The 18,900-nt window shown below is 35.3% G+C and carries 29 protein-coding genes; 14 read left to right on the top strand and 15 right to left on the bottom strand.

The features are described 5' to 3' along the window. The first annotated feature begins 74 nt into the window (after positions 1 to 74). Positions 75 to 428, top strand: coding sequence for a hypothetical protein (locus tag AC1M86_RS04900; RefSeq protein WP_481607394.1), 354 nt, complete (start codon positions 75 to 77; stop codon positions 426 to 428). Between the two features lie 43 nt (positions 429 to 471). On the opposite strand, the gene AC1M86_RS04895 is transcribed toward AC1M86_RS04900, so the two are convergent. Both AC1M86_RS04895 and AC1M86_RS04890 read right to left on the bottom strand, forming a co-directional pair. Beyond that, positions 472 to 948 carry a hypothetical protein gene (locus tag AC1M86_RS04895; RefSeq protein WP_035263591.1) on the bottom strand — a complete coding sequence of 159 codons (477 nt, stop codon included), beginning with the start codon at positions 946 to 948 and terminating at the stop codon, positions 472 to 474. A 148-nt stretch (positions 949 to 1,096) separates the two neighbouring features. Next, positions 1,097 to 1,645: a hypothetical protein gene (locus AC1M86_RS04890; protein WP_092766323.1), complete on the bottom strand. Its 549-nt coding sequence runs from the start codon at positions 1,643 to 1,645 to the stop codon at positions 1,097 to 1,099. 272 nt (positions 1,646 to 1,917) lie between these two features. Here AC1M86_RS04890 and AC1M86_RS04885 point away from each other — a divergent pair, with 272 nt between their 5' ends. Next, a complete protein-coding gene (locus tag AC1M86_RS04885; protein ID WP_035270711.1) occupies positions 1,918 to 2,151 on the top strand; it encodes a hypothetical protein in 234 nt (77 codons plus the stop codon). Between the two features lie 310 nt (positions 2,152 to 2,461). Next, on the top strand, positions 2,462 to 3,724 hold the full coding sequence (locus AC1M86_RS04880; protein ID WP_481607393.1) for a tyrosine-type recombinase/integrase: 1,263 nt from the start codon (positions 2,462 to 2,464) through the stop codon (positions 3,722 to 3,724). Between the two features lie 14 nt (positions 3,725 to 3,738). On the opposite strand, the gene AC1M86_RS04875 is transcribed toward AC1M86_RS04880, so the two are convergent. The 10 genes from AC1M86_RS04875 to AC1M86_RS04830 form a co-directional block, all read right to left on the bottom strand. After that, complete coding sequence (locus tag AC1M86_RS04875) at positions 3,739 to 4,005, bottom strand: helix-turn-helix domain-containing protein (RefSeq protein ID WP_481589973.1); 267 nt, start codon at positions 4,003 to 4,005, stop codon at positions 3,739 to 3,741. Beyond that, positions 4,005 to 4,205 (bottom strand): hypothetical protein, encoded by a 201-nt coding sequence (locus tag AC1M86_RS04870; protein ID WP_481607392.1) that lies wholly within the window; start codon positions 4,203 to 4,205, stop codon positions 4,005 to 4,007. Before AC1M86_RS04870 ends, AC1M86_RS04875 begins: the two co-directional genes overlap by 1 nt. Next, the gene (locus AC1M86_RS04865; protein ID WP_481607391.1) at positions 4,198 to 4,641 is read right to left on the bottom strand and encodes a hypothetical protein; all 444 of its coding nucleotides are present in this window, start codon (positions 4,639 to 4,641) and stop codon (positions 4,198 to 4,200) included. Before AC1M86_RS04865 ends, AC1M86_RS04870 begins: the two co-directional genes overlap by 8 nt. Then, entirely contained in the window at positions 4,641 to 4,973 is a 333-nt protein-coding gene (locus tag AC1M86_RS04860) for a hypothetical protein (RefSeq protein WP_481607390.1), read from the bottom strand. Before AC1M86_RS04860 ends, AC1M86_RS04865 begins: the two co-directional genes overlap by 1 nt. After that, the gene (locus AC1M86_RS04855; protein WP_481607389.1) at positions 4,970 to 5,116 is read right to left on the bottom strand and encodes a hypothetical protein; all 147 of its coding nucleotides are present in this window, start codon (positions 5,114 to 5,116) and stop codon (positions 4,970 to 4,972) included. The genes AC1M86_RS04860 and AC1M86_RS04855 overlap by 4 nt, the downstream gene beginning before the upstream one ends. Further along, a complete protein-coding gene (locus AC1M86_RS04850; protein WP_481607388.1) occupies positions 5,113 to 6,234 on the bottom strand; it encodes an ATP-binding protein in 1,122 nt (373 codons plus the stop codon). The genes AC1M86_RS04855 and AC1M86_RS04850 overlap by 4 nt, the downstream gene beginning before the upstream one ends. After that, the gene (locus AC1M86_RS04845; RefSeq protein WP_481607387.1) at positions 6,234 to 6,662 is read right to left on the bottom strand and encodes a hypothetical protein; all 429 of its coding nucleotides are present in this window, start codon (positions 6,660 to 6,662) and stop codon (positions 6,234 to 6,236) included. The genes AC1M86_RS04850 and AC1M86_RS04845 overlap by 1 nt, the downstream gene beginning before the upstream one ends. Positions 6,663 to 6,845: 183 nt before the next feature. Continuing rightward, on the bottom strand, positions 6,846 to 8,045 hold the full coding sequence (locus AC1M86_RS04840; RefSeq protein WP_481607386.1) for a TRM11 family methyltransferase: 1,200 nt from the start codon (positions 8,043 to 8,045) through the stop codon (positions 6,846 to 6,848). Further along, on the bottom strand, positions 8,042 to 10,246 hold the full coding sequence (locus AC1M86_RS04835; RefSeq protein ID WP_481607385.1) for an ATP-binding protein: 2,205 nt from the start codon (positions 10,244 to 10,246) through the stop codon (positions 8,042 to 8,044). Before AC1M86_RS04835 ends, AC1M86_RS04840 begins: the two co-directional genes overlap by 4 nt. Before the next feature lie 108 nt (positions 10,247 to 10,354). Further along, on the bottom strand, positions 10,355 to 11,020 hold the full coding sequence (locus AC1M86_RS04830; protein ID WP_481607384.1) for a LexA family protein: 666 nt from the start codon (positions 11,018 to 11,020) through the stop codon (positions 10,355 to 10,357). A gap of 132 nt (positions 11,021 to 11,152) precedes the next feature. On the opposite strand from AC1M86_RS04830, the gene AC1M86_RS04825 reads away from it, so the two are divergent. From AC1M86_RS04825 to AC1M86_RS04800, 6 genes are all read left to right on the top strand, one after another. Then, entirely contained in the window at positions 11,153 to 11,404 is a 252-nt protein-coding gene (locus AC1M86_RS04825) for a hypothetical protein (protein ID WP_481587470.1), read from the top strand. A gap of 23 nt (positions 11,405 to 11,427) precedes the next feature. After that, the gene (locus AC1M86_RS04820) at positions 11,428 to 11,880 is read left to right on the top strand and encodes a phage regulatory CII family protein (protein ID WP_481587469.1); all 453 of its coding nucleotides are present in this window, start codon (positions 11,428 to 11,430) and stop codon (positions 11,878 to 11,880) included. 200 nt (positions 11,881 to 12,080) lie between these two features. Continuing rightward, on the top strand, positions 12,081 to 13,028 hold the full coding sequence (locus tag AC1M86_RS04815; protein WP_481607383.1) for a helix-turn-helix domain-containing protein: 948 nt from the start codon (positions 12,081 to 12,083) through the stop codon (positions 13,026 to 13,028). Then, a complete protein-coding gene (locus AC1M86_RS04810) occupies positions 13,025 to 13,285 on the top strand; it encodes a helix-turn-helix domain-containing protein (protein WP_179998045.1) in 261 nt (86 codons plus the stop codon). The genes AC1M86_RS04815 and AC1M86_RS04810 overlap by 4 nt, the downstream gene beginning before the upstream one ends. Next, the gene (locus AC1M86_RS04805; protein WP_481607382.1) at positions 13,282 to 13,686 is read left to right on the top strand and encodes a DUF559 domain-containing protein; all 405 of its coding nucleotides are present in this window, start codon (positions 13,282 to 13,284) and stop codon (positions 13,684 to 13,686) included. The genes AC1M86_RS04810 and AC1M86_RS04805 overlap by 4 nt, the downstream gene beginning before the upstream one ends. A gap of 2 nt (positions 13,687 to 13,688) precedes the next feature. After that, on the top strand, positions 13,689 to 14,204 hold the full coding sequence (locus AC1M86_RS04800; protein WP_481607381.1) for a hypothetical protein: 516 nt from the start codon (positions 13,689 to 13,691) through the stop codon (positions 14,202 to 14,204). Positions 14,205 to 14,236: 32 nt separating this feature from the next. Here the strand turns inward: AC1M86_RS04800 and AC1M86_RS04795 are convergent, their stop codons facing one another. From AC1M86_RS04795 to xseA, 3 genes are read right to left on the bottom strand one after another with little or no spacing between them, the layout of a single operon-like run. Beyond that, on the bottom strand, positions 14,237 to 14,920 hold the full coding sequence (locus tag AC1M86_RS04795) for a hypothetical protein (RefSeq protein ID WP_481597051.1): 684 nt from the start codon (positions 14,918 to 14,920) through the stop codon (positions 14,237 to 14,239). A gap of 1 nt (position 14,921) precedes the next feature. Then, on the bottom strand, positions 14,922 to 15,116 hold the full coding sequence (xseB, locus tag AC1M86_RS04790; RefSeq protein ID WP_481607380.1) for an exodeoxyribonuclease VII small subunit: 195 nt from the start codon (positions 15,114 to 15,116) through the stop codon (positions 14,922 to 14,924). Further along, on the bottom strand, positions 15,109 to 16,371 hold the full coding sequence (gene xseA / locus AC1M86_RS04785) for an exodeoxyribonuclease VII large subunit (protein WP_481607379.1): 1,263 nt from the start codon (positions 16,369 to 16,371) through the stop codon (positions 15,109 to 15,111). The genes xseB and xseA overlap by 8 nt, the downstream gene beginning before the upstream one ends. 325 nt (positions 16,372 to 16,696) lie before the next feature. Between xseA and AC1M86_RS04780 the strand changes: the two genes are divergently transcribed. The 5 genes from AC1M86_RS04780 to AC1M86_RS04760 all read left to right on the top strand — a co-directional run bounded on the left by AC1M86_RS04780 (position 16,697) and on the right by AC1M86_RS04760 (position 18,861). Next, positions 16,697 to 16,927, top strand: a complete 231-nt coding sequence (locus tag AC1M86_RS04780) for a hypothetical protein (RefSeq protein WP_179998039.1) — start codon at positions 16,697 to 16,699, stop codon at positions 16,925 to 16,927. 506 nt (positions 16,928 to 17,433) lie between these two features. Continuing rightward, on the top strand, positions 17,434 to 17,604 hold the full coding sequence (locus tag AC1M86_RS04775) for a hypothetical protein (protein WP_481591009.1): 171 nt from the start codon (positions 17,434 to 17,436) through the stop codon (positions 17,602 to 17,604). Between the two features lie 117 nt (positions 17,605 to 17,721). Further along, the gene (locus AC1M86_RS04770) at positions 17,722 to 17,922 is read left to right on the top strand and encodes a DUF2158 domain-containing protein (protein ID WP_481607378.1); all 201 of its coding nucleotides are present in this window, start codon (positions 17,722 to 17,724) and stop codon (positions 17,920 to 17,922) included. A 13-nt stretch (positions 17,923 to 17,935) separates the two neighbouring features. Then, entirely contained in the window at positions 17,936 to 18,175 is a 240-nt protein-coding gene (locus AC1M86_RS04765) for a DUF6953 family protein (RefSeq protein ID WP_481595313.1), read from the top strand. Between the two features lie 41 nt (positions 18,176 to 18,216). Next, positions 18,217 to 18,861, top strand: a complete 645-nt coding sequence (locus AC1M86_RS04760) for a putative metallopeptidase (protein WP_481595661.1) — start codon at positions 18,217 to 18,219, stop codon at positions 18,859 to 18,861. Positions 18,862 to 18,900 lie beyond the last annotated feature (39 nt).

The following is an 18,900-nucleotide window of genomic DNA, read 5'->3' as shown; positions in this document are numbered from 1 at the left end:
TAAAAGCCAGATGATTGATCTGGCTTTTTAATATAATTTTAAAATTGCAATTGAACGTTTTATGGGGAATTCAATTGAAAATAAGGATATTGGTTGGGGCGATGGTCCTATGCGGATTATCGTATAGTTATGCGAATGGCTTAACACAATCTCAGTTTGATATTGAAGTGAAGTCAATTTATAACGAAATTGAAGCGAGTCAAATTCGATTACATCAATCGGTCGATAGTAAGCAGAATATTTCGTTGATCATTCAAAGAGCTTGTGAATATGCAGATGCATTAAATGCTTTAGAGCGAATAGCACAAAAGAATATTCATATGGCTAAAGCAAAAGAAGAAGCATTATTTGCAAAAAAAATGAGCAATTCTTTTGAGTTATCATTCCTAGATTTAGGAACAAGTTATCAAAAAAGTTGTAAGCCTTAAAAAAAGCCAGTTCAACGAACTGGCTTTTTAGTGAATAATTCATTTATTCGATAGTTTGACCTGTATAACCTTTGATAAATGTTAAGTAAGCAGAAGACTTCTGACCGTCAGCTTGCAGGATGGGACGAGTCACTTCGCCGTTAGCTGTCACGATTTTTAGATCAATTTGTTTTGCGTCTCTAAATGAGTTTAAAAAACTTACAGGAACGACAATAAAATTAGATGAATTCGTTACACCAGCTGCAGTTGCATATTGGGTTGGTTGAATTGTTGAATAGACATAAGGCTGACCATCAACAATAAAGTTCAATTGTTTTATATCGTGCTGTATAGTGTCATTTACATCTGCAGTTATTTTAAAACCATTACGCTTTTCATCATTCCAACGGAGTGCAAGCTCAGGGCAAATTTCATCAGTAGCACAGATGAGAGGTCCTTTGGTTACAACACGTTCTGGATAACTTCCTGCACAACCTGTTAATACAACCAATGCTGAAATAAGCGCTAGTTTGATTTTCATGATTTTACCTATTGTCTTGTTTATTATAACTGTGTACACAATTTGTTAAATCTAACGAAAAATTCTAAAAAATGAAATGCCTAGCAGTCTAATAACACGTTGCAGTTTTGTATCGATGATTAAAAAAAGACCCATAGTGGGTCTTTTTTTACTTTTGCTTAAATTGTTGGTAGCCACTTTTAAATGTTTGATAGGCAAATGATGCATGCCCATCTTTTAAAATGCTATGCGTAATAGCACCTTGATCTGTCACTACAGCAATATCGATAGATTTAGACTGATCAAACATAACGACAAAATTCATTGGTACATCAATGTAATTTGAAGAGTTAATGAGATCGGAATTGTTGACTGATCGTGTATTGGTTTGAGTTAAAGTTGTGTAAGGATAAGTTTGACCATCTAGCGTGAAAATCACTTGCTTGATATCAAAAGATTTTCGATCAAATAGATTGGTATGTACTCTAAATAAATTATTGCTCTGCTGTTTCCAATCAAATGTTAACTCAGTACATGGTTTTGATGGTTCACAAATCACCTGACCACGTGTTTCAATTCGCTTGGCATTTTCTGAAGGTTTAAAATCAATAACATTAGATGCATAAGCTTTTGCAGAACTTGCATTTGGTTTATTGGATACAACGATACACCCACTCAGTGAAAGAGCAGTAAGAATAGATATAAATTGAACTTTCATTATTATCAACCAGTTAAATAGATGTTGTTTTTGTATATGCTAAATTTAGCATACAATCCATATAAATGTTAACCAGTTATCAAAAAATATATATTTATTGTCGTGTTTTGCTATTTTTCTTTTTGTGATGCTTGTCAGGTTGCTTGAATTAAGTTTAAAGGTGGTAAAAAATAATTGATTGAGTCCTTTATGGTCAAACGTTTCTATTTTTGATTGAACACTTTTCAAAAGGTGATATAACTAAAAATAAAGCGTTAATAAAAGAGTATGAAATGAAAACGACTGTGAAATATGTGGTGCTGAAGAGCAAAGACTATCAATTGGGCACTCCATTGTTTGAAGAAACCATCGAGGCAGACTATGCGTATTTCGATTCAATTCCATCAGTCATTCAGTACCAGAATCATGAGTTTAAAGTGAAGTCAAAAGAACTTAATCGAAAGCAAATATTTGATGACTTTGAAGAATCACAAACAATCTTAGTTAAAGTCATCGCACTGAATTAATTTAAAGGCGGCCTTGAGCTGCCTTTCTTATTCTCATCACTATTCATTATCTATTTTATAATATAGTTCTATTTGAAATTAAGCACGGTTCGATATGCACCAAACATTCCCAATCCAAAGTAGGTTAGGTGGATTCTACTTTTTCTATAACACCATTGTGGATTTTTATTAACTTATAATTATATATTTATCAGTGGTTTGTATTAGTTTTAACGATGCTATAAAAGTCTTAAAAAATCACGTGTAGACTATTTGTAGACTGTTGAGAAGCATGATTTAATAAACTTACTGAAGGTTTATTGGATTAATCATGAAACTCAACAAGTCTAATGTTGATGCTATCCCATTGACGGATTTTGGTCAAAAAATTATCAGAGATACAGATTTGATCGGTTTCGCGATTCGAGTCACCACGAAATCAAAATCCTATATTGTAGAACGGAGACACGAGGGGAAACTTTATCGAGTAGTGATTGGGAAAGCGAACGAAATATCTGTTAATTCTGCTCGAGCAAAAGCCCAAATGATTTTGGCTCAAATCTCCAATGGGGAATACATTAGTCAAAATGAAAAAGTTAGCGTAAATAATTTTTTAAATATCACTGTAGATGAAGCCTTAAAAATTTACATTGATAGAAATGATTTCAAACCTAAAACAATTAGACAGTATAAAAAATACTTTGATTTATACTTAAAGTGGTCAGATCGAAAGCTCTTTGAAATTACAAAAAAAGAAGTCCTAGATAAATTTATCGAAGTATCTGAGCTCAGCAAGTCATCAGCCAATGGTGCTATTTCATTGCTTGGCACAGTCTGGAAATATATTCATGTGCTTTATTCTACCGATGAAAATCCAATTTTAAAAAGCAATCCAGTTGATATTATTGCCGTAACTAAAGGTTGGAATAAGATTGAAAGTCGTAATAGGCACTTAGATAAAAGTATCATTCATAAGTACTACAACGCCGTTTTAAATTATGAGGATGAGCTCAATTTAGAAAATACTGCACGATCCAACACTCATCGAGATATCATCCTATTTACCATGTATACCGGTTGCCGTCGCCAAGAAGTCTGCGGTCTTAAATGGGAAGATGTGAATTTTAAAGAAGGTATAGTTATTTTTAGAGATACGAAAAATGGTTCTAATCATGAATTTCCAGTAGGGGACCACTTACTATCCATACTTAAAGAAAGATACTTACTAAAAGAAAATGATTGGGTATTCCCAGCGACTAAACTCCCAACTTCCCATAATATTCACGCTACTGTTGTAGATACTGCACTCAAGAAAATAGGTGCTCAGGTTAACTTTTATGTATCGATGCATGATTTTAGACGCACCTTTGCGACGATATGTAATTTGCTAAGATTTAATATCTATGTCACTAAACGTCTGCTTAACCATACTGCTAGACCGCGTTTAGATGTCACGGGTGGCTATGTTCAAATACCGATGGAGGAGTTAAGAGCTTCCATGAATATGATTGAGGCTGTATACCAAGGAAAAATTGATTGTTTTAACTACGAAAGTGTCTGGGATGAAAGACTCAAACAATTAAAGGCAGGATAAACCTGCCTTTTAAATTATGCGTATTGTGCTGTGCAGGTGACAGTTCTTCTTTTTTCGAAAGCGAGTACATCAGCTTTTCTATAAGCAACTCGACGACCTATTTTGGTGTAAGGAAGTTCAGACCCATCACAGCGCATTCTTGCTAAAGTCCACGGGGAACAATCTAAATATAGAGCTACCAAATCTTGTCCAAACTTTTGATCATTAGGTGCATCTAAAAATGGTTTTAATAATTTAGATCGTTCATCTTCATTGATATTCTTAAAACTTTTCAAAGCCATTAAGAAACCTCCTTTAAACTCTCAACCACACTCTCAGGTAAATCATGTTCAAATAACCACTCTTGAACGATGTGATATAGAGCGCCTAATTCACCATCTGTTAATGTGCCTTGAATACCAGTTCCATTTCCTACACGTGGACCAATCAATTCAAGAAAGTTCTTTGCAAAATCAATGTTAGTGCGTTGAATTTCAGTCATTAGCTGGCTCCTGTGATTCGAGCATGGCTTTATCAATTGCACCACGCTTAGATTGAGAAGAAGAGTTTTCGTGGTAATCCCATCCATCAATCCAATAGACTTCGGTGAATAAATAGTGCTCACCAATTTTTTCAAAGTCTTCATTTTGAATGTCACGATGAACCACCGTTCGAATATAGCGATCATCGCCAAGAAGAAAGTTCAAACGATCAGTATCTTTTGCCTTATCTTGAGACACCAAAACAAACCCTTCAGGCACCGCATTCTCTTTAGCTGCTTGCCACATTGACCACATTTGACGAGTTTGCTCTTTCATCCAAATGACTTTAGTGTCTTCAACCACATGATCAAATAGCTTTTCGTCAGACACGTAATCTTTAAGCATGTCGTAAACGAAAGTCTTCTTAAATTCAGCTATAAAATTTTGAATATCCATCACGCCACCTTCGCCTTTTCTTTAATACGATTAAATGTATTTGAGTCCAATTCTTTCTGAGCAACTTTAAAGAAACGCAAAGCAAGCTCATGTTCTGGGTTGCTGATTTCAGCCTTAGGCTTGCCATTTAAAAAGAACACGCCGTCTTCCTGGTCAACTTCAATCACTGACAAAACATTTTTAACTGTCTTGATGCTGAGCTGGCAGATCGTCATAAGCTGAGCCATAGACAAACCAAGCGGATCCTTTTCCAAAGCAGCAAAGACTTTGTTTTTAGCTTTCTGTAAGCGTTGCTCGTTTTCTTCTTTTTGGATGTTTTTTACAGAGCTCATTTCGTTCTCCAAGTCGCTTCTTTAAACTTTGCATTGATGACCAAAGAATCAATTTCACCAATACCAACATTTTCGAAAATATGGGTCATTCGCGTCCCGAACACTGTCAATGTTCGGGTAATAGAGGAATAATTAAATTTCATGTTTTCACCATACTTTTCGCATAGTTATCTATTTCGACTTTAACCGCTGCAAATTGCTTTACCTCAATCTGTGCCAAGGCATCTAAGCCTAAGTATTCACAAACGGTTTTAGTGTCTAAGCCACGTTCTGCAATGAAGTCTTGAAGATGAGCAAGTTGCTCATTTGAAATGCCATTGAATTCAGGTGAATTGAGCCATTTCTTTTCATCTTTGTTGTATGGACAGCCTAGTTCTTTAGCCCGACGCTGAACTGCGTACCACATATCCATTACGTAACGATGGCCCTGAGGTAATGATTCAGTGAGTTGGTTTAAATCCCCAGCATGTTGAGCTTCATTGCAACTTTGTTTCCAATTTTCAAAGTCTTCATCCGCTTTGATAGTTTCTAACTGCTCAGGTGTCATCGTGTTGATATGGTCTTTTGCTTGTTTAATGATGTCAGCCAAGAATGTAGGATTTTGTTTTAAGTCAGGTACCCATACTTCACCAGTTTCACCACCTAAGCCACCAGCATTTTTTGCATGGTGAGTAGGGCAAGGCTTAAAGCTAATGACACGAGCATTTTTACCTTCACCAGTGGTCACAGTCGTTAAATAACCCATAATGTCGGCTATTCGATAAAGCTCGTTACGGTTCTTACCGCCTAGATCAGGACGATATACAATTTGATCGCCGTTTTGATCTTCAGAAGCATGTGCTATGAAAACCACGTCCTTGCCTGATGCAATCAATGTATTTACATATTGTTTGAAGATATTGTTCGCTAAACCTTGAGCTTTTAATTTCAGTGAACCATCTTTTTGTTTGTTGGTATTGTTCAAAGCCAAGTGTGTCTTGATGCTTTCAAGCATGGCGCCAACAGTATCAATAACCACTGTGTTATATGGAGCTAAATCTTGAGGTGTGAGATTTGCTACATCCGACCATTGTTGAACTTGAACTACTGCACCACGACGAAGCTCACCAGTACGATGTGCACCTTTATCAAAGTCAAAGGAAATGGCTTTATCACCTGTAAAGCCAATTGAAGTTTTGCCAAGTCCTGGATCCGCATAGAGATAAACAATGATGGCTTGAACCAATAATGTTTGGTTCGCTTCAATGATAGGAAGGGCCATTACACACCCCCTAACATGCGATTCTTATGCATGTGAGTAATCAGCATTTGATTAATGTTGTAATGGTCATTGTGATCTGTGAAATCTGATACTGAATTACCTAATACATCGTGAATTTTATCGATTGTCAGCGACGTAATCATTGCATCGTCAAATTCACTACCAGGAACGCCGTAATCATTTGTGAATTTTTCATAGTCGAATGACACGTCGAGTGTGTATTCATCAAAACGTATTACAGCATAGCCAGTCGTTTCAGAGGTCAGTTTTAGTGCTGCGACTGATGTTTGATTAGGAACATAGCTTGAATAGCTAAGCTTTAAATCCGTCGCTTGAGGTTGTTTAGTGAAGACTAATGCACCAATCGTTACACTAGAAACTAATAAACTTACCGCGACGGTATTGAATGGGGTGAAATTTAGATTCATAATTGATCTCGCAGTTTGCAAAGCACCCATGAGTTCGAAGGCAGGGGTGCTTTTTTGTTGTCTGTGAGATAAATATTACCTAAAAGGTAATTAATTGCAACTATTAAATTATCTTTTTATTATCTTTAAGGTGTTTTTATTTTATACTAGGCAAAAGAAAACCCACACTGGGTGGGTAAATATTTAAAGTCTACTATGTATAATTACGAATTCCTCATTCATGGAGGATACGGACTCATTGTTTACTTTGGAGGTCATTTTAGGAATTCTTTTTAAAGGGATGTTTCTACTTAAAGTATCTAAAAGTTTAAAGCCTTTGGATTCTAAATAGGTAGACGTTATATCAGTAAGATTTATATTAATTCTATCAACAGTACGATTACCTAAAGTCATTACTATATATTTATCAGTAACACGACATATATCATCAAGAGAAATAAAGTAATCAGCAAAAAAATTAATTACCTTTTGTTGTTTAGATTCTGAGATTTTGATTAAATATGGTGTTAATAATTGCATGCCAAAATCAGATAAAATATTTCGATTATCTCCACCAAGACTCATTTTATCAATTTTTGAATAATTTAATAATTCCCAACCTTCTAATTGTAAGTCTTTAGAATCTATCCAAAATAAAGGTAAAGTAGAGAACTGACCATAAGGTACAGTTGTTCCATTATCACCATAGGGTGGAGATGTAATAGTTAAGTCAATACTACGGCTCTCCAGCTTATGAGATACTTTTAAAATATCACCTTTTAAAAGAGTCACATTACGTGCCCTTAAATTAAACTTTGGATAGTGCTTTTCAACCTGATTCATAAAATCTTGGATAACATTGTTTCGAGGTTTATTAATATCAACTATATTTTTAATATGGAGTTTGTATGTAGATGAACGACTGTTGCTATATTTCCTAATAATATTTGCAAATACGATCCAAAAAAATGATCGGTTACGCTTACTTTTGATTTGAGTAATTGCCCATCTGATTTGCTTTAAAGAGAAAATAATATCTGGCCTAAACCATTTTTGAATATTATAAAAATCAAAATCATAATCTGGTACATTTTCTATATGGAATGAAAGATTTCGAATATCCTCAATAATGTTTTTAGTCACTCCTTTTAACTTGCTATAAGTTATTAAATGAGCTAGTGGGTTAATATCACAGCCTATGATATTACAATTAAGATCAAGTTTTGCTGCTTCAAATAGGGCTGTTCCTGAACCGTGATAAGGGTCATAAACTGAGCTAATATTATTGTTCCTAAATAGACTAGCCATAATTTTATGCTGAACAGGGGCAATCATCGTAGCTGGATATAAACTAACTCCATGGATGTCATTTTTTCTATAGTCACTAAAAGAAATGTCACTCACTTTTCAATCAACCCCTTAACCTTACAATGTGCATCAACAAGTTGGGCATAATATCCCGCATATTTAGCAATGTCTTTAATTGTTTCAATGGAAAGATGACTCGAGCCAGTATGAGAGCCAAGATTAGATATTGAAACTTTGGTTGCAAAAAGTCCAGGATTAAATGTGTTTTTATTGATTTTAAATCTTGCATCTAGCAGTTCTGATACTTCCGAAAAGTGTTGTTTTTCCGGAGGATTTGTAATTTTATTTACAATGCTTGATACTTGTTTCTCAAGTGAATCTGAATTAATTTCATCTCTAGTGAGCTGTTGATATCTATAAGTTGTTAAATCAAATATCAAGCGCAAAGAGGCGGAAATACACATATCAAATTCATTGTAATTATTATACAGGTCATTGATCTGTTGTATTAATCTATCAACTCCTTCAAGTTTTATTTTATATTCTTTATAACCTAAAGGCTCAATTAATAGATGATTTTCCTCACTGTGATCAAAAGAGGTTTTTTTCTTTTCAAACGACAACGTAAGAATTTCGCTACAAATAAAATTCTTTTCATGGTGATCTTTCAGAATCGGATCCTCAAAGAAAAACTTAATTTGAAGTGTTTTCGACTGATCGATTGATGGAAGGAATGTTGATGATAAGATTTTACCATCAATACTTATTTTTAGCTGGGATGAGCTTACTGTTTTCCCTGTACTATCTTTTGCTTCATGCAAATAAGTCTTTAGATCAATAATTCCAGATTGATCTGAAAACTTAATATTCTTTTCTTTTTGATGGAGTTGTATGAATGGAATGTGATTAGCTTCAATCAATCCTTCTATGTCAGGCTCAATAATTGTAACACTCTCATCTGGAGCTGGCTCAGCAGGAGTTAAATTCACAACTGGCTTTGGCTCAGTAATTGTAACACTCTCATCTGGCTCTGATTCAGCGGGGGTATCGCTCTCATCAGGGTTTATATCGTGATTGAGAGGGGCATCTTCAATGGTAGCTGGTAAATTCTTTTCGAGATATTTCCCTTTTTCCTGTATGAAAATATTTATATTTCTAAGATCTTCTTTTAAGTCTTCATTAAATGAATTGAAAACTAAGTCAGTGCGTTCATTGTTAAACTGAAGATCTGGATGTGTACATGTTATATCTATAAATCCTACAAGCTGAGAAAGTGTTTTACTACTTTTAATCTTTCGAGTTATAGATGGATCAAAAATATTATCATTATTAAATAATGCACCATTAATATAAATTAACGGAGTTAGATCCTTTCTAGAATTTAAGAATAATGAGTTTATAAATTTTTTATCACCTGTTTTAAATATAAATGCATAAATAGTCAATTTTATTGTGTAAGCCTTATTTTTTAATTCATAGGTAAAGCTTTTAAATGGTTTGTTTTGATTTTTGTAGAAGTAATCAACATTGTTATTTTTACTTGAGAAAACTATTTTAAATAAATTTCTTTTAAAAATATCTTTTTCTAGTTCTTTGTCTTTAATAGTTTTAATTGGAAAATTATCTTCGATTATTCCATCTTGTTTTATTAAGTTGAAATCAATTATTAAAGAATCGTCTAAGAAAAAATTTACCAAACGCTTTGTATTGATTTGTTCTTTTAAATGTTTATAAGTAAAAAGTATTTCTTTATCACTGGTGTCTAATTTTATAGTAATGGTAGTACCACTAACTTTTCTTTTTCCTGTTTCTAATTTATATACAGCACTATTAATATTTGATAATTTTATAACTTGCCTTTTATCAATAGTTAAGCTAATACATTCGCTATTTTTAAATTTAGTATCCCAATTAACAATATTCCCAAATTTAAATGCACTAAATAAACCTAAACCTTTTGATCCTTGTGTAAAACGCTCAATTTTTCGATCATTTACATCGAAGGTGAATTTTTCGGCGTATCTCTTATTACTTTTTGCAATATGTAATAAGGATTGGATGTTTTCCTTAGAAATTCCAATACCATTATCATCAATAGTTAGTAAGCTTTTATGCAAATCAAATGTAATTTTTATATACGTTGCTTGTGCATCATAACTATTTTTTATAAGCTCTCCTAGAGCAAAGATATGGCTAGTTACTTGTTTCGAAAGCTCATTTAAAATTTTACCATCTACTTGAAATTTAACTGATTGATTATCTGGTTTTTCATTACTATATAATGATAATTGGCTCATGATTACCCCTAATTTTTTAAAATAACTAATATTGAAAAACGAAACATCCCGATAAAACCCAATAACCAAGCCGCATATAGCGGCTTTTTAGTCACTGGTGACTTACTTTTAAACATCCCTATACAACCCAACAACCTTACCAACCAACTTACAGCCATCAACTAAAGCTATAGTTTGTTCAGGCCAGTGAGGGTTTAACGGTTGTAAGTAAACATTCCCACTTTCTAATATTAATTTTTTAAACGTGGCTTCAGCATCACCTTCACAAGCAACGATTACAAGATCACCTGTTCTCAAATCCGCCGTTTGAAAATCAGGATTTACATAAATCTTATCGCCTGGTCTAAAGTCAGGCATCATAGATTCTCCGACGACTTCCAATCCATATCCATTCTTTCCGCATTTAGGGTTAGGGGGTAACCATTCTTCAAATTGTGTGCCATTAGGTACTGAGTCAACTGAAGTCCAAGATCCTGCTTGAACCCACGAAATAACTGGAACTAGAAGACCAGCGATAGGGATTGGGGAAGAAATATTTGGTTCTAATATTGCTTTTTCATCTACATGCGGAATGTCTAACCAACCATGTGGTTTATCGAATGCATCTTCGATTTCACGAGCAACCTTATTACCAATTCCTTTTATAGGATTTGTACCTGCGAACTGACTGGTTTGAGATTGTCCTTTACCAATTTTCTCAGCAAAACTGGATACTCCGCCGACTTGATCAACAAGGATTCGAGTGTTTTTGTATCTGATTGATTTGCTGTCCATAGTATTCCTATTTCTGTGTGACGAGACACATTTACTAATTGTAGATTTATCACCAAAAAGGTAAACAAGAAAAAAGGTTGTATTTACATTACCTAAAAGGTAATATTTGAATTCATATGAGAGGGTCAATCTATGAATTTTAGAGATTTTATTAATGAATTAAATCCTAGTGATTTAGAGATCTATGCAAAAAATGCTGGTACTACAGTGGGTTATTTAAAAACACACTTACTTTATGGCTATAAAGAGCCAAGAAAAAATCTTAGAAAATCTTTGGCTCAAGCAAGTAATGGTCAAGTATCTGAAACCGAGATTTTGCAACATTTTGGGTTGATTCCTAGAAATGAAGTAAACAACCAAAATAGTAATAAAGCATCTGCCTAAAAACACGTTCAAAGGGATTACGAATGAACATAACTGATGCTGCATATAACACAGTTCACGATTATCCAGGCGGAGCAAATGCACTTGCGCCACGCCTTGGTATTAAAAGTCCTGCTGTGCTGAACAGTAAAGTCAATCCAAATACGGAAACACATCATCTAACGCTGGTCGAAGCTTCAAAGTTAATCGCGATCACAGGGGATTGCAGAATTTTGCAAGCATTTAATGCTGAACACGGAAAGGTCTCAATTGATCTTCCTCAGATTCCCGAATGTAGAGATACGGCGCTAACAGATCTAGTTTTAAGCATAGGTAAGGGGGGTGGGGATGTATGTGAAGTCTTTAGAGAAATGATGGCAGATGGACGTATTACGCAAGGAGAAGCCTTGGACATGTCTAAAGTCATACATCAACTGCATTTATTTTTAGCAAAGCTGGATTCGCAAATTCATGCATGCGTAGACGAAAAAGCCTGACGGTCGAGGTCAGGCTTCTTCAGGTTATTCAATTCGAGGTAAATCAAATATGAATATGAAATCAAATTTAGCACATCAAGCCTCTCAAAACAATTTAGATCAGGAATTCTTAGCTGGCAACGTGGTGACGTTCATGCGCCATATCAAAAGATATTTAAAGCTACTGATAGAAAGTAATGCAAACTGGGACGGGAAATAATATGAGCTTAGATGCAACAAACTGGGCTTGGAGAGTGGAATTGAGCGAAAAGAAAGGTGGTTGTCGTATACCACTGAAACGCCTCATTTTGCTTTCACTGGCCGATCGTGCCGGTGAAGACCATTGCTGCTTTCCAAGTATGCAACGTCTTGAGAAAGATACCGGTCTTGAGCGTAAAACCGTCCTTAGGATTATTGCTGAACTTCTGGAAGATCATTTGATCTCAGATACTGGAGAACGAAAAGGTTCAACAAAGCGTGTAAAAGTATATCGACTAAATGGCGTAAATAGCCGTGAAACTATGCCTAAAACGGCACAATTACAGGAAAAAAATTTGCCTGAAATAGTGCCAGAAACGGAACAGTACCAAAAACGGAATGATTCCGTTAACGGGACTTTGAATAGTGCCAATAACGGGACTTTGAATAGTGCCGTTAACGGGACACAGAATCTCCCAATGAATCTTCCATTAGAATCTAAAAATAAAAAAGGGTGGCTTTGCTTCAAAAAACTTCGTGAAGAAATTTTTCTGGCTGATCCTGATTTGGATTTTGAAATGCTCATGAACGCAACTTGGGGTGATCGTGAAAAACGAGCATTTGAAATATACAACGCTGGAAAGAATCTCTGTGATGAACTGATGAATTTCCATTTTGCAGATTGGTTGATCAACGCATACCGCACCAAGTACTCAAATTCCACTGGCCATCAGAAACTAAATTCTACTGCAGAACCAAAATACCTCACTGACAAACAGATTCAGGTGTTTGCTCAGAAATTAGCTAAGCATCCAGAGTTTGCTGGTAAATACGCTGAGCCAGGTGAGTCCTATGAAAAACTTGCAGCACGTATCTCAATGAAACTTGAAAAACCTGAACAGGCGAAAAAGTGGGAATCCTATTTGAAACAAGTAGGTTTCAACGGCGTGCTAATGGGAGGTGCAGCGTGACTGAAGCTGATCGCACGATTACAAACCTGATGATCTTGAGAATCATGTCTTCAACGAATGGAAGAATCTCTGTGAAACAAATTTTCGATGAGATTCAACCGAACATGGGAATTTCAATCCGTAGCCTGCAACGTTATTTGAATGGACTGGCGAATTGGGGGCTCGTGGAAAAGGATGGCCAAACTCCGCAGGGATTCAGATTGAGCAAATCAGCAAGGGAATTATTTGCTGATATCGCTTTTGGAAAATCAGTATGACAAGTATTTCCCTTGCTGAATATAAAAGCTTGTACGGCTCAAAAAGTAAAAATTTAATTAAGTCAAAATCTCCGCGCCGTGATAAGCAAATTGAAAGTATGGGAGAGTCGATATTAGCTTTACAACTTAAGGCGCACAGAATCGAATTTGAGAGAGAGTTTAGGTTTCATCCCAAACGCAAATGGAAGGCTGATTTTCACCTAATCGGCAAGAAAATATTGATTGAGGTCGAAGGCGGTATATGGAGTGGTGGACGCCATACCAGAGGCAAGGGGTATATCGGTGACATGGAAAAATATAACTCAGCAACAATGATGGGTTACCAGGTATTACGGTTTAGTACAGAACAAGTGAAATCAGGTTTAGCAATACAACAAATTGAGAAGATGGTAGGGGAATAGTAATGGTTGTAGCAGAGGCAACGAAACAACATATTTTACAAACAATAGATTGGTCACGTTTTGATTTAGAAGGATGGTTACACCAATTCGGCGCATGGATGAATTCAGTTAGTGGTACATGTAGCCAAAGTATTAATCCAATTGCAGTGGCCATGGATCATGCCACTAAGAAAAGAAAACAGAAAAAACTGACCGATCTACAGGAATCAAAAATCATTGTTGATTTCCTGACTGGTGATTATCAATTACCAAAATTAAAGCAGACAAAAATTGTGTGTCAGATTGATGATAATGAAGCACGCGCCGTACAGCGTTTAATACTAGATATGCAGGGACAATCTGAAATTTTAGATGATTGGATGGAAGCAATCATTGATCGTTATTTTTATGGGGCTTCTTGGTCTGAAATGGTACGTGAAAATCGTACTCAAGCAGATTCAAGAATGGATGTTAAGTGCGGTTTAGCTGCTTTGCATAGTCGGTATGGGTTTGTTGGATATAAAAAAAGCACCAAATAAGGTGCTTTATTAACCGTTATTGAAGTATTCATTTATTTAAATTTATTTGGGACATTTAAAAATTGACTATAGTTTTCAGGGAGGTAAGTGATTACTTCAAGTCTATCTAAGTTAATTCCATAACATTTATAGTTGCCACACAGAATAGGTTTGACTCTGAATTGTTCGTTATTTTGTTTGATATAACCAGTAGTGTATTCACAAATTTCAGATGTCTTAATCTTATCAACAGTAGAAATAATATCTTTTTTACCTTTATTATAGAATGTAAAAATGAGAAATAGACTAAAAATAAATATAAAGAAATAGATAGTAGTGGTAAACCAAAATGAATTAACCATTTTGACAAACTTAGAGTAAATAATCGGTTTCTGAAATTCAAAACTAGATAATAGTGCATCAACTCTGAATTTTTCATTTTCTTTTTCTGAAGGGTGAATCGCCAAAACATGTAATAAAAATGCTATGGCTAAATACAATATAGAAAATGCAATTAATAATACTAGTTTATTTAAATTATCTAAAAACGTAGTAGATAGATTTAAATAACCAAAAAATGAAACCTCAAAATAATTCATTCCTAAGGATGAGATGTCTATTCCCAACGGTTCACTTATTCCTGAAAAATAAGCAATTTGGCAACCATAAATGAGTGCTGGTAAATAAATAAGGAAAAAAGATATTCTTTTTAAGAAGCTTTCAAGTGAATTATGCATTTCAATCCTTAAATGTCTCATTCAAAGCTTGTTGAACGGCGTCTACACGTGATTTACAGGCTTTATATGCTGACATCGATTCTTCAACAATTTTCATCAAATTATCAATATCTGGTTCATCTTGAGACTCAAGGAGCTCGGTGTTCTTTTTGAGAATTTCATAGCCTTCTTTAAACGTTAATTCTTTCTTAGTCATTGCTAGATACCTGAGTCACATTGGCAGTAATAATACCATCCTGTAATTCTACTTGAATGCTATCACCTGATATTTGTTGAATAGAACGTATTGCTTTTCCTTGGCTACGGACGATACCAAAACCTTTGGCCATAACATTTTTGGGATTCTGAAGTAATGTTTCGCGCATGAGAGATTCAACTTGCTGAGAAGCCAGCTTAACCTGTTGCTGAGCTAAATATTGAGTGGTGTCTTTAATTAAGTCTAAATTTCGATTAGTTAAACTAATTTGATTATTCGCCAGTGTCTTGATTGACTTTATGTATTGATCATTCTGGCTTTGATACGCCGTGATCTGATGCTGAGATAACAACTTAATAGTTTGTAGAGAATCAGATACATCTTGGACACGCTCTACAATCAAATTACGTATACCTCCAATGACCTTACTGGGTGTATCAAAAGATCGATGTGCAATTTCATCTAAAATCGTTCGGTCTTTTTCATGGCCAATACCGACCCAGATAGGGACGGAACGCTTACAAAGCAGAGCTGCCAAATCAAAATCATTTAAATATGCTAAATCATTTACAGATCCACCACCGCGAATAAGAACGATGAGATCAGGGGCAACTTCATAATCTTTGACCCATTGCTTAAGGGCAGTTGTTAAAGTATCTCGGATACTTGTTGGCGCTGTATTGCCTTGGAAAGTTGCACTGTGATAAACGAAATGGCAGACACCGGCTTTGTCTAATGCATCAGCATCCTTTTTGAAATCGCCTAAACCTGCAGCATTTTCAGGTGCAATGACCAGGACATTTTGAATATCAAACGGCGTAGGTAGCTGTTTATTTTTATCTGCAAGACCTTCGGTTTGTAATTTTTCTAATGTCTGCTGATAACGCCGTGCTATGTCACCTAACGTAAAGCTTGAATCAATATCTTCTACATTAACTGAGAAACCATATTGAGTGTCAAACTTGGCTTTAACTTTTATCAGAACATTAAGATCTCGAGATAACTCAATACCACTTTCACGTTCGAACTTTAGAACCATCTTTTGAGCAGAAGACTTCCAAATAGTCGCTTTACAACTGGCGATCACTTTGTCTGAACCTTCCTCTTTTTCAGCCAGCTCAAGATAATAATGTCCGCTTTTAATATTTAAATTTCTTATCTCTGCTTTGACCCAAACAGGTTCATCAAAGGTGACCCGTATAACTTCTTGAACAGTGGATAAATATTCACTTAAGGTTAGCTTGTAATCAGACATCATTGAGCAGCGAGATGAGGTTACTAAAAATACTAACGAACATATTGTTCAAAGACAATGATGAATGTTTGACCTTGCACAAGGGTTATGGCATATTTCAGCTATAGTGACCGAAGTGTACGTTGATACATGAAGTTAATTTAAAAGCTCGCCAAATGGTGGGCTTTTTTGTTATCAATATTTCTTTTTTTTGGTGATAAAGTTACGAAGTATAGTGTTTTAAACGTTTGTTTGTTCTGAAAGCTTTAATAACAGGCAGTTGTCATTGTTTGTACTTTTAAATAAGGCATAATGGGCTTCTTAAATTTAGAGCTAATTTTTATTTATGGTAGATGTAAACCAGTTAAACAATATTTTTAAAGAAACATTAGCAAATAATAAAAAACCTGAAAGAATATTGATAGGCTACAAGCTATATGCAGAGTTAATGAAAGATAGAAGGTTTTTTGAAGAGGTGGTGGGATCCGCTATGAATCCTAGTAAGCGTACTTATCAAAATATTAAAATTAAGGTTACTCAAGATGATAGACAGCTTGAATTAAAATCTTCAGGTTAATGAATTCTTCTAATATAATATTGTAACTTATTGCTAATGCTACGCTTTTAGAAATTGAATATTATTTATGCACAGGACCTAACCTGTTCTTCAATTTTACCTCCTCACTCAGGAGGTATTTTTTTGCCATTTAAATTATTAACATAATTAATCGTTCATTGAATTAGCAAGTTAAAGCGATAAATAAATTCCCTTACATTAACTTTATTTTTCAAGTTTAAAGGGGTGTTAATGTGATCTTGGGTTGTAACCGTAAGCAATACGGAAGTGTTCAAGTTGAAATACGGAATTGCGTTTTCCTTTCAACAAACTTGGATGTTTAACATCTAACTTGAATTTCTAACGCATGCATGTATTTGCACCATGCCAACCTAAAGGGCTCGCAGGTAAGAGCAAGCCCTTTTTGAAGTACTTGCCGAACTTATTACGGCACTAAACCTCACTAACGTAATTGTTAGTGGGGTTTCTTTTGTTTGAAATATTGTATTAACGCGGTAGGGACTTATATGACAGATCGTGTGCAAGCTAAACAAGATTTACAGTTCTGTTGTGCGGAGCTGGCTAAATATCAAAACCTCAGCCGTTCAGGACTTAAGCGTCATCAAATGATTGCGATTGATGAAATCATGATTGAGCTTAAGGAGCGCATCCGAAACTTACGGAACGTATTATATTAAAAAATTTTTAAATTTATATCTTGAATTACTTGTGTTAAACCCAAAGTATTAATTTCATTAGTACTTTTAGAGAAAAAAATGAGTGAAGACAATAATCAAGAATTAGTTGTAGGAACAGTGGTTAAGTCCGTAGCAGGTGGCCCAGATATGTCTGTGAACAAACTTATGACTACTGGACAAAATATAGGACAATATCGCTGTCAGTGGTTTGCTGGAAAGAAATTGGAGTCAGGCTTCTTTTATAAAAGTGAGTTAGTACTGGTTAAAGAGGAGCAGCAAGCAGGGTCTACTCCCAGTTCAGAGCCTGAACTTGAGTGATGTGATTCATTGGATGCTTAATAATTTGGAAAAAGATGGATGTCTCTATCAAGAAGATGTGGTTGATTTCCTTGTAAAACAAAACCAAATGGATTTTTTGAAAGAAAATACAGATGGAAACTTGGTTCTTAAGCTCAATGTAAATAGTGGATTCAAAATGCAAACTGAAGATAATGTGGTTTGGGTTAAGCCAGATCGATATTGGCGTTATCGAATTGCTGAAGATGAGACTGGCAGAGAAGCTAGAGGTTAAATTTAAGCTACCGTAAGGTGGCTTTTTTAATGGAAAAATTTATGAAAGAAGTCGGACAAGCCATACCAGTTCGACCATACCCACCAAAAGAAATATTCGATTTGGATACACCTAACTTCATGCCAGCACCAGAACTATGGGCATGGATTAAAGCTGTATTCCTAAATGAACATTCTGAAGTGTTTAACCCTGATCATATTCACCTGGACTCATTTTACTGGCCACAGATCGCCGTGATGTGGGCAAACGGCGGATTTATCAAACAGGGGCGTTTTGTCGTTGGTCAAGCTGAAAAAGTCATGATCAATATGGGTGGATGGAAGAAAGCACGCCAAGAGGAACAATTTGAACAATGGTTTGGTCAAGTTCCTGAATATCTCATTACGGTTGATTCCAAATTTGCCCAAGTGGCGAATGATATTGCCTTTTGTGCACTGGTTGAGCATGAGCTTTACCACATTGCACATAAGCGTGATGAATGGGGTATCCCACAATTTAACCGTGAAACAGGTTTACCAAAGCTTGAGATCAAAGGGCATGACGTGGAGGAATTCACTGGTGTGGTACGCCGTTATGGTGCAAGCGAAGAAGTTCAAAACATGATTGATGCAGCGAAACAGCGACCTGAAATTTCAAGAGCCGATATTTACCATGCGTGCGGTACTTGCTTTCTGAAGGTCGTTTAAATTTTTTTGTCCATTGAGTTGGACGAAGTTGGACGGATA

The sequence above is a fragment of the Acinetobacter sp. ANC_7654 genome, assembly GCF_056779855.1.
Note: the sequence above shows the minus strand (reverse complement) of the source record. Positions and strands in the feature narration are given on the sequence as shown.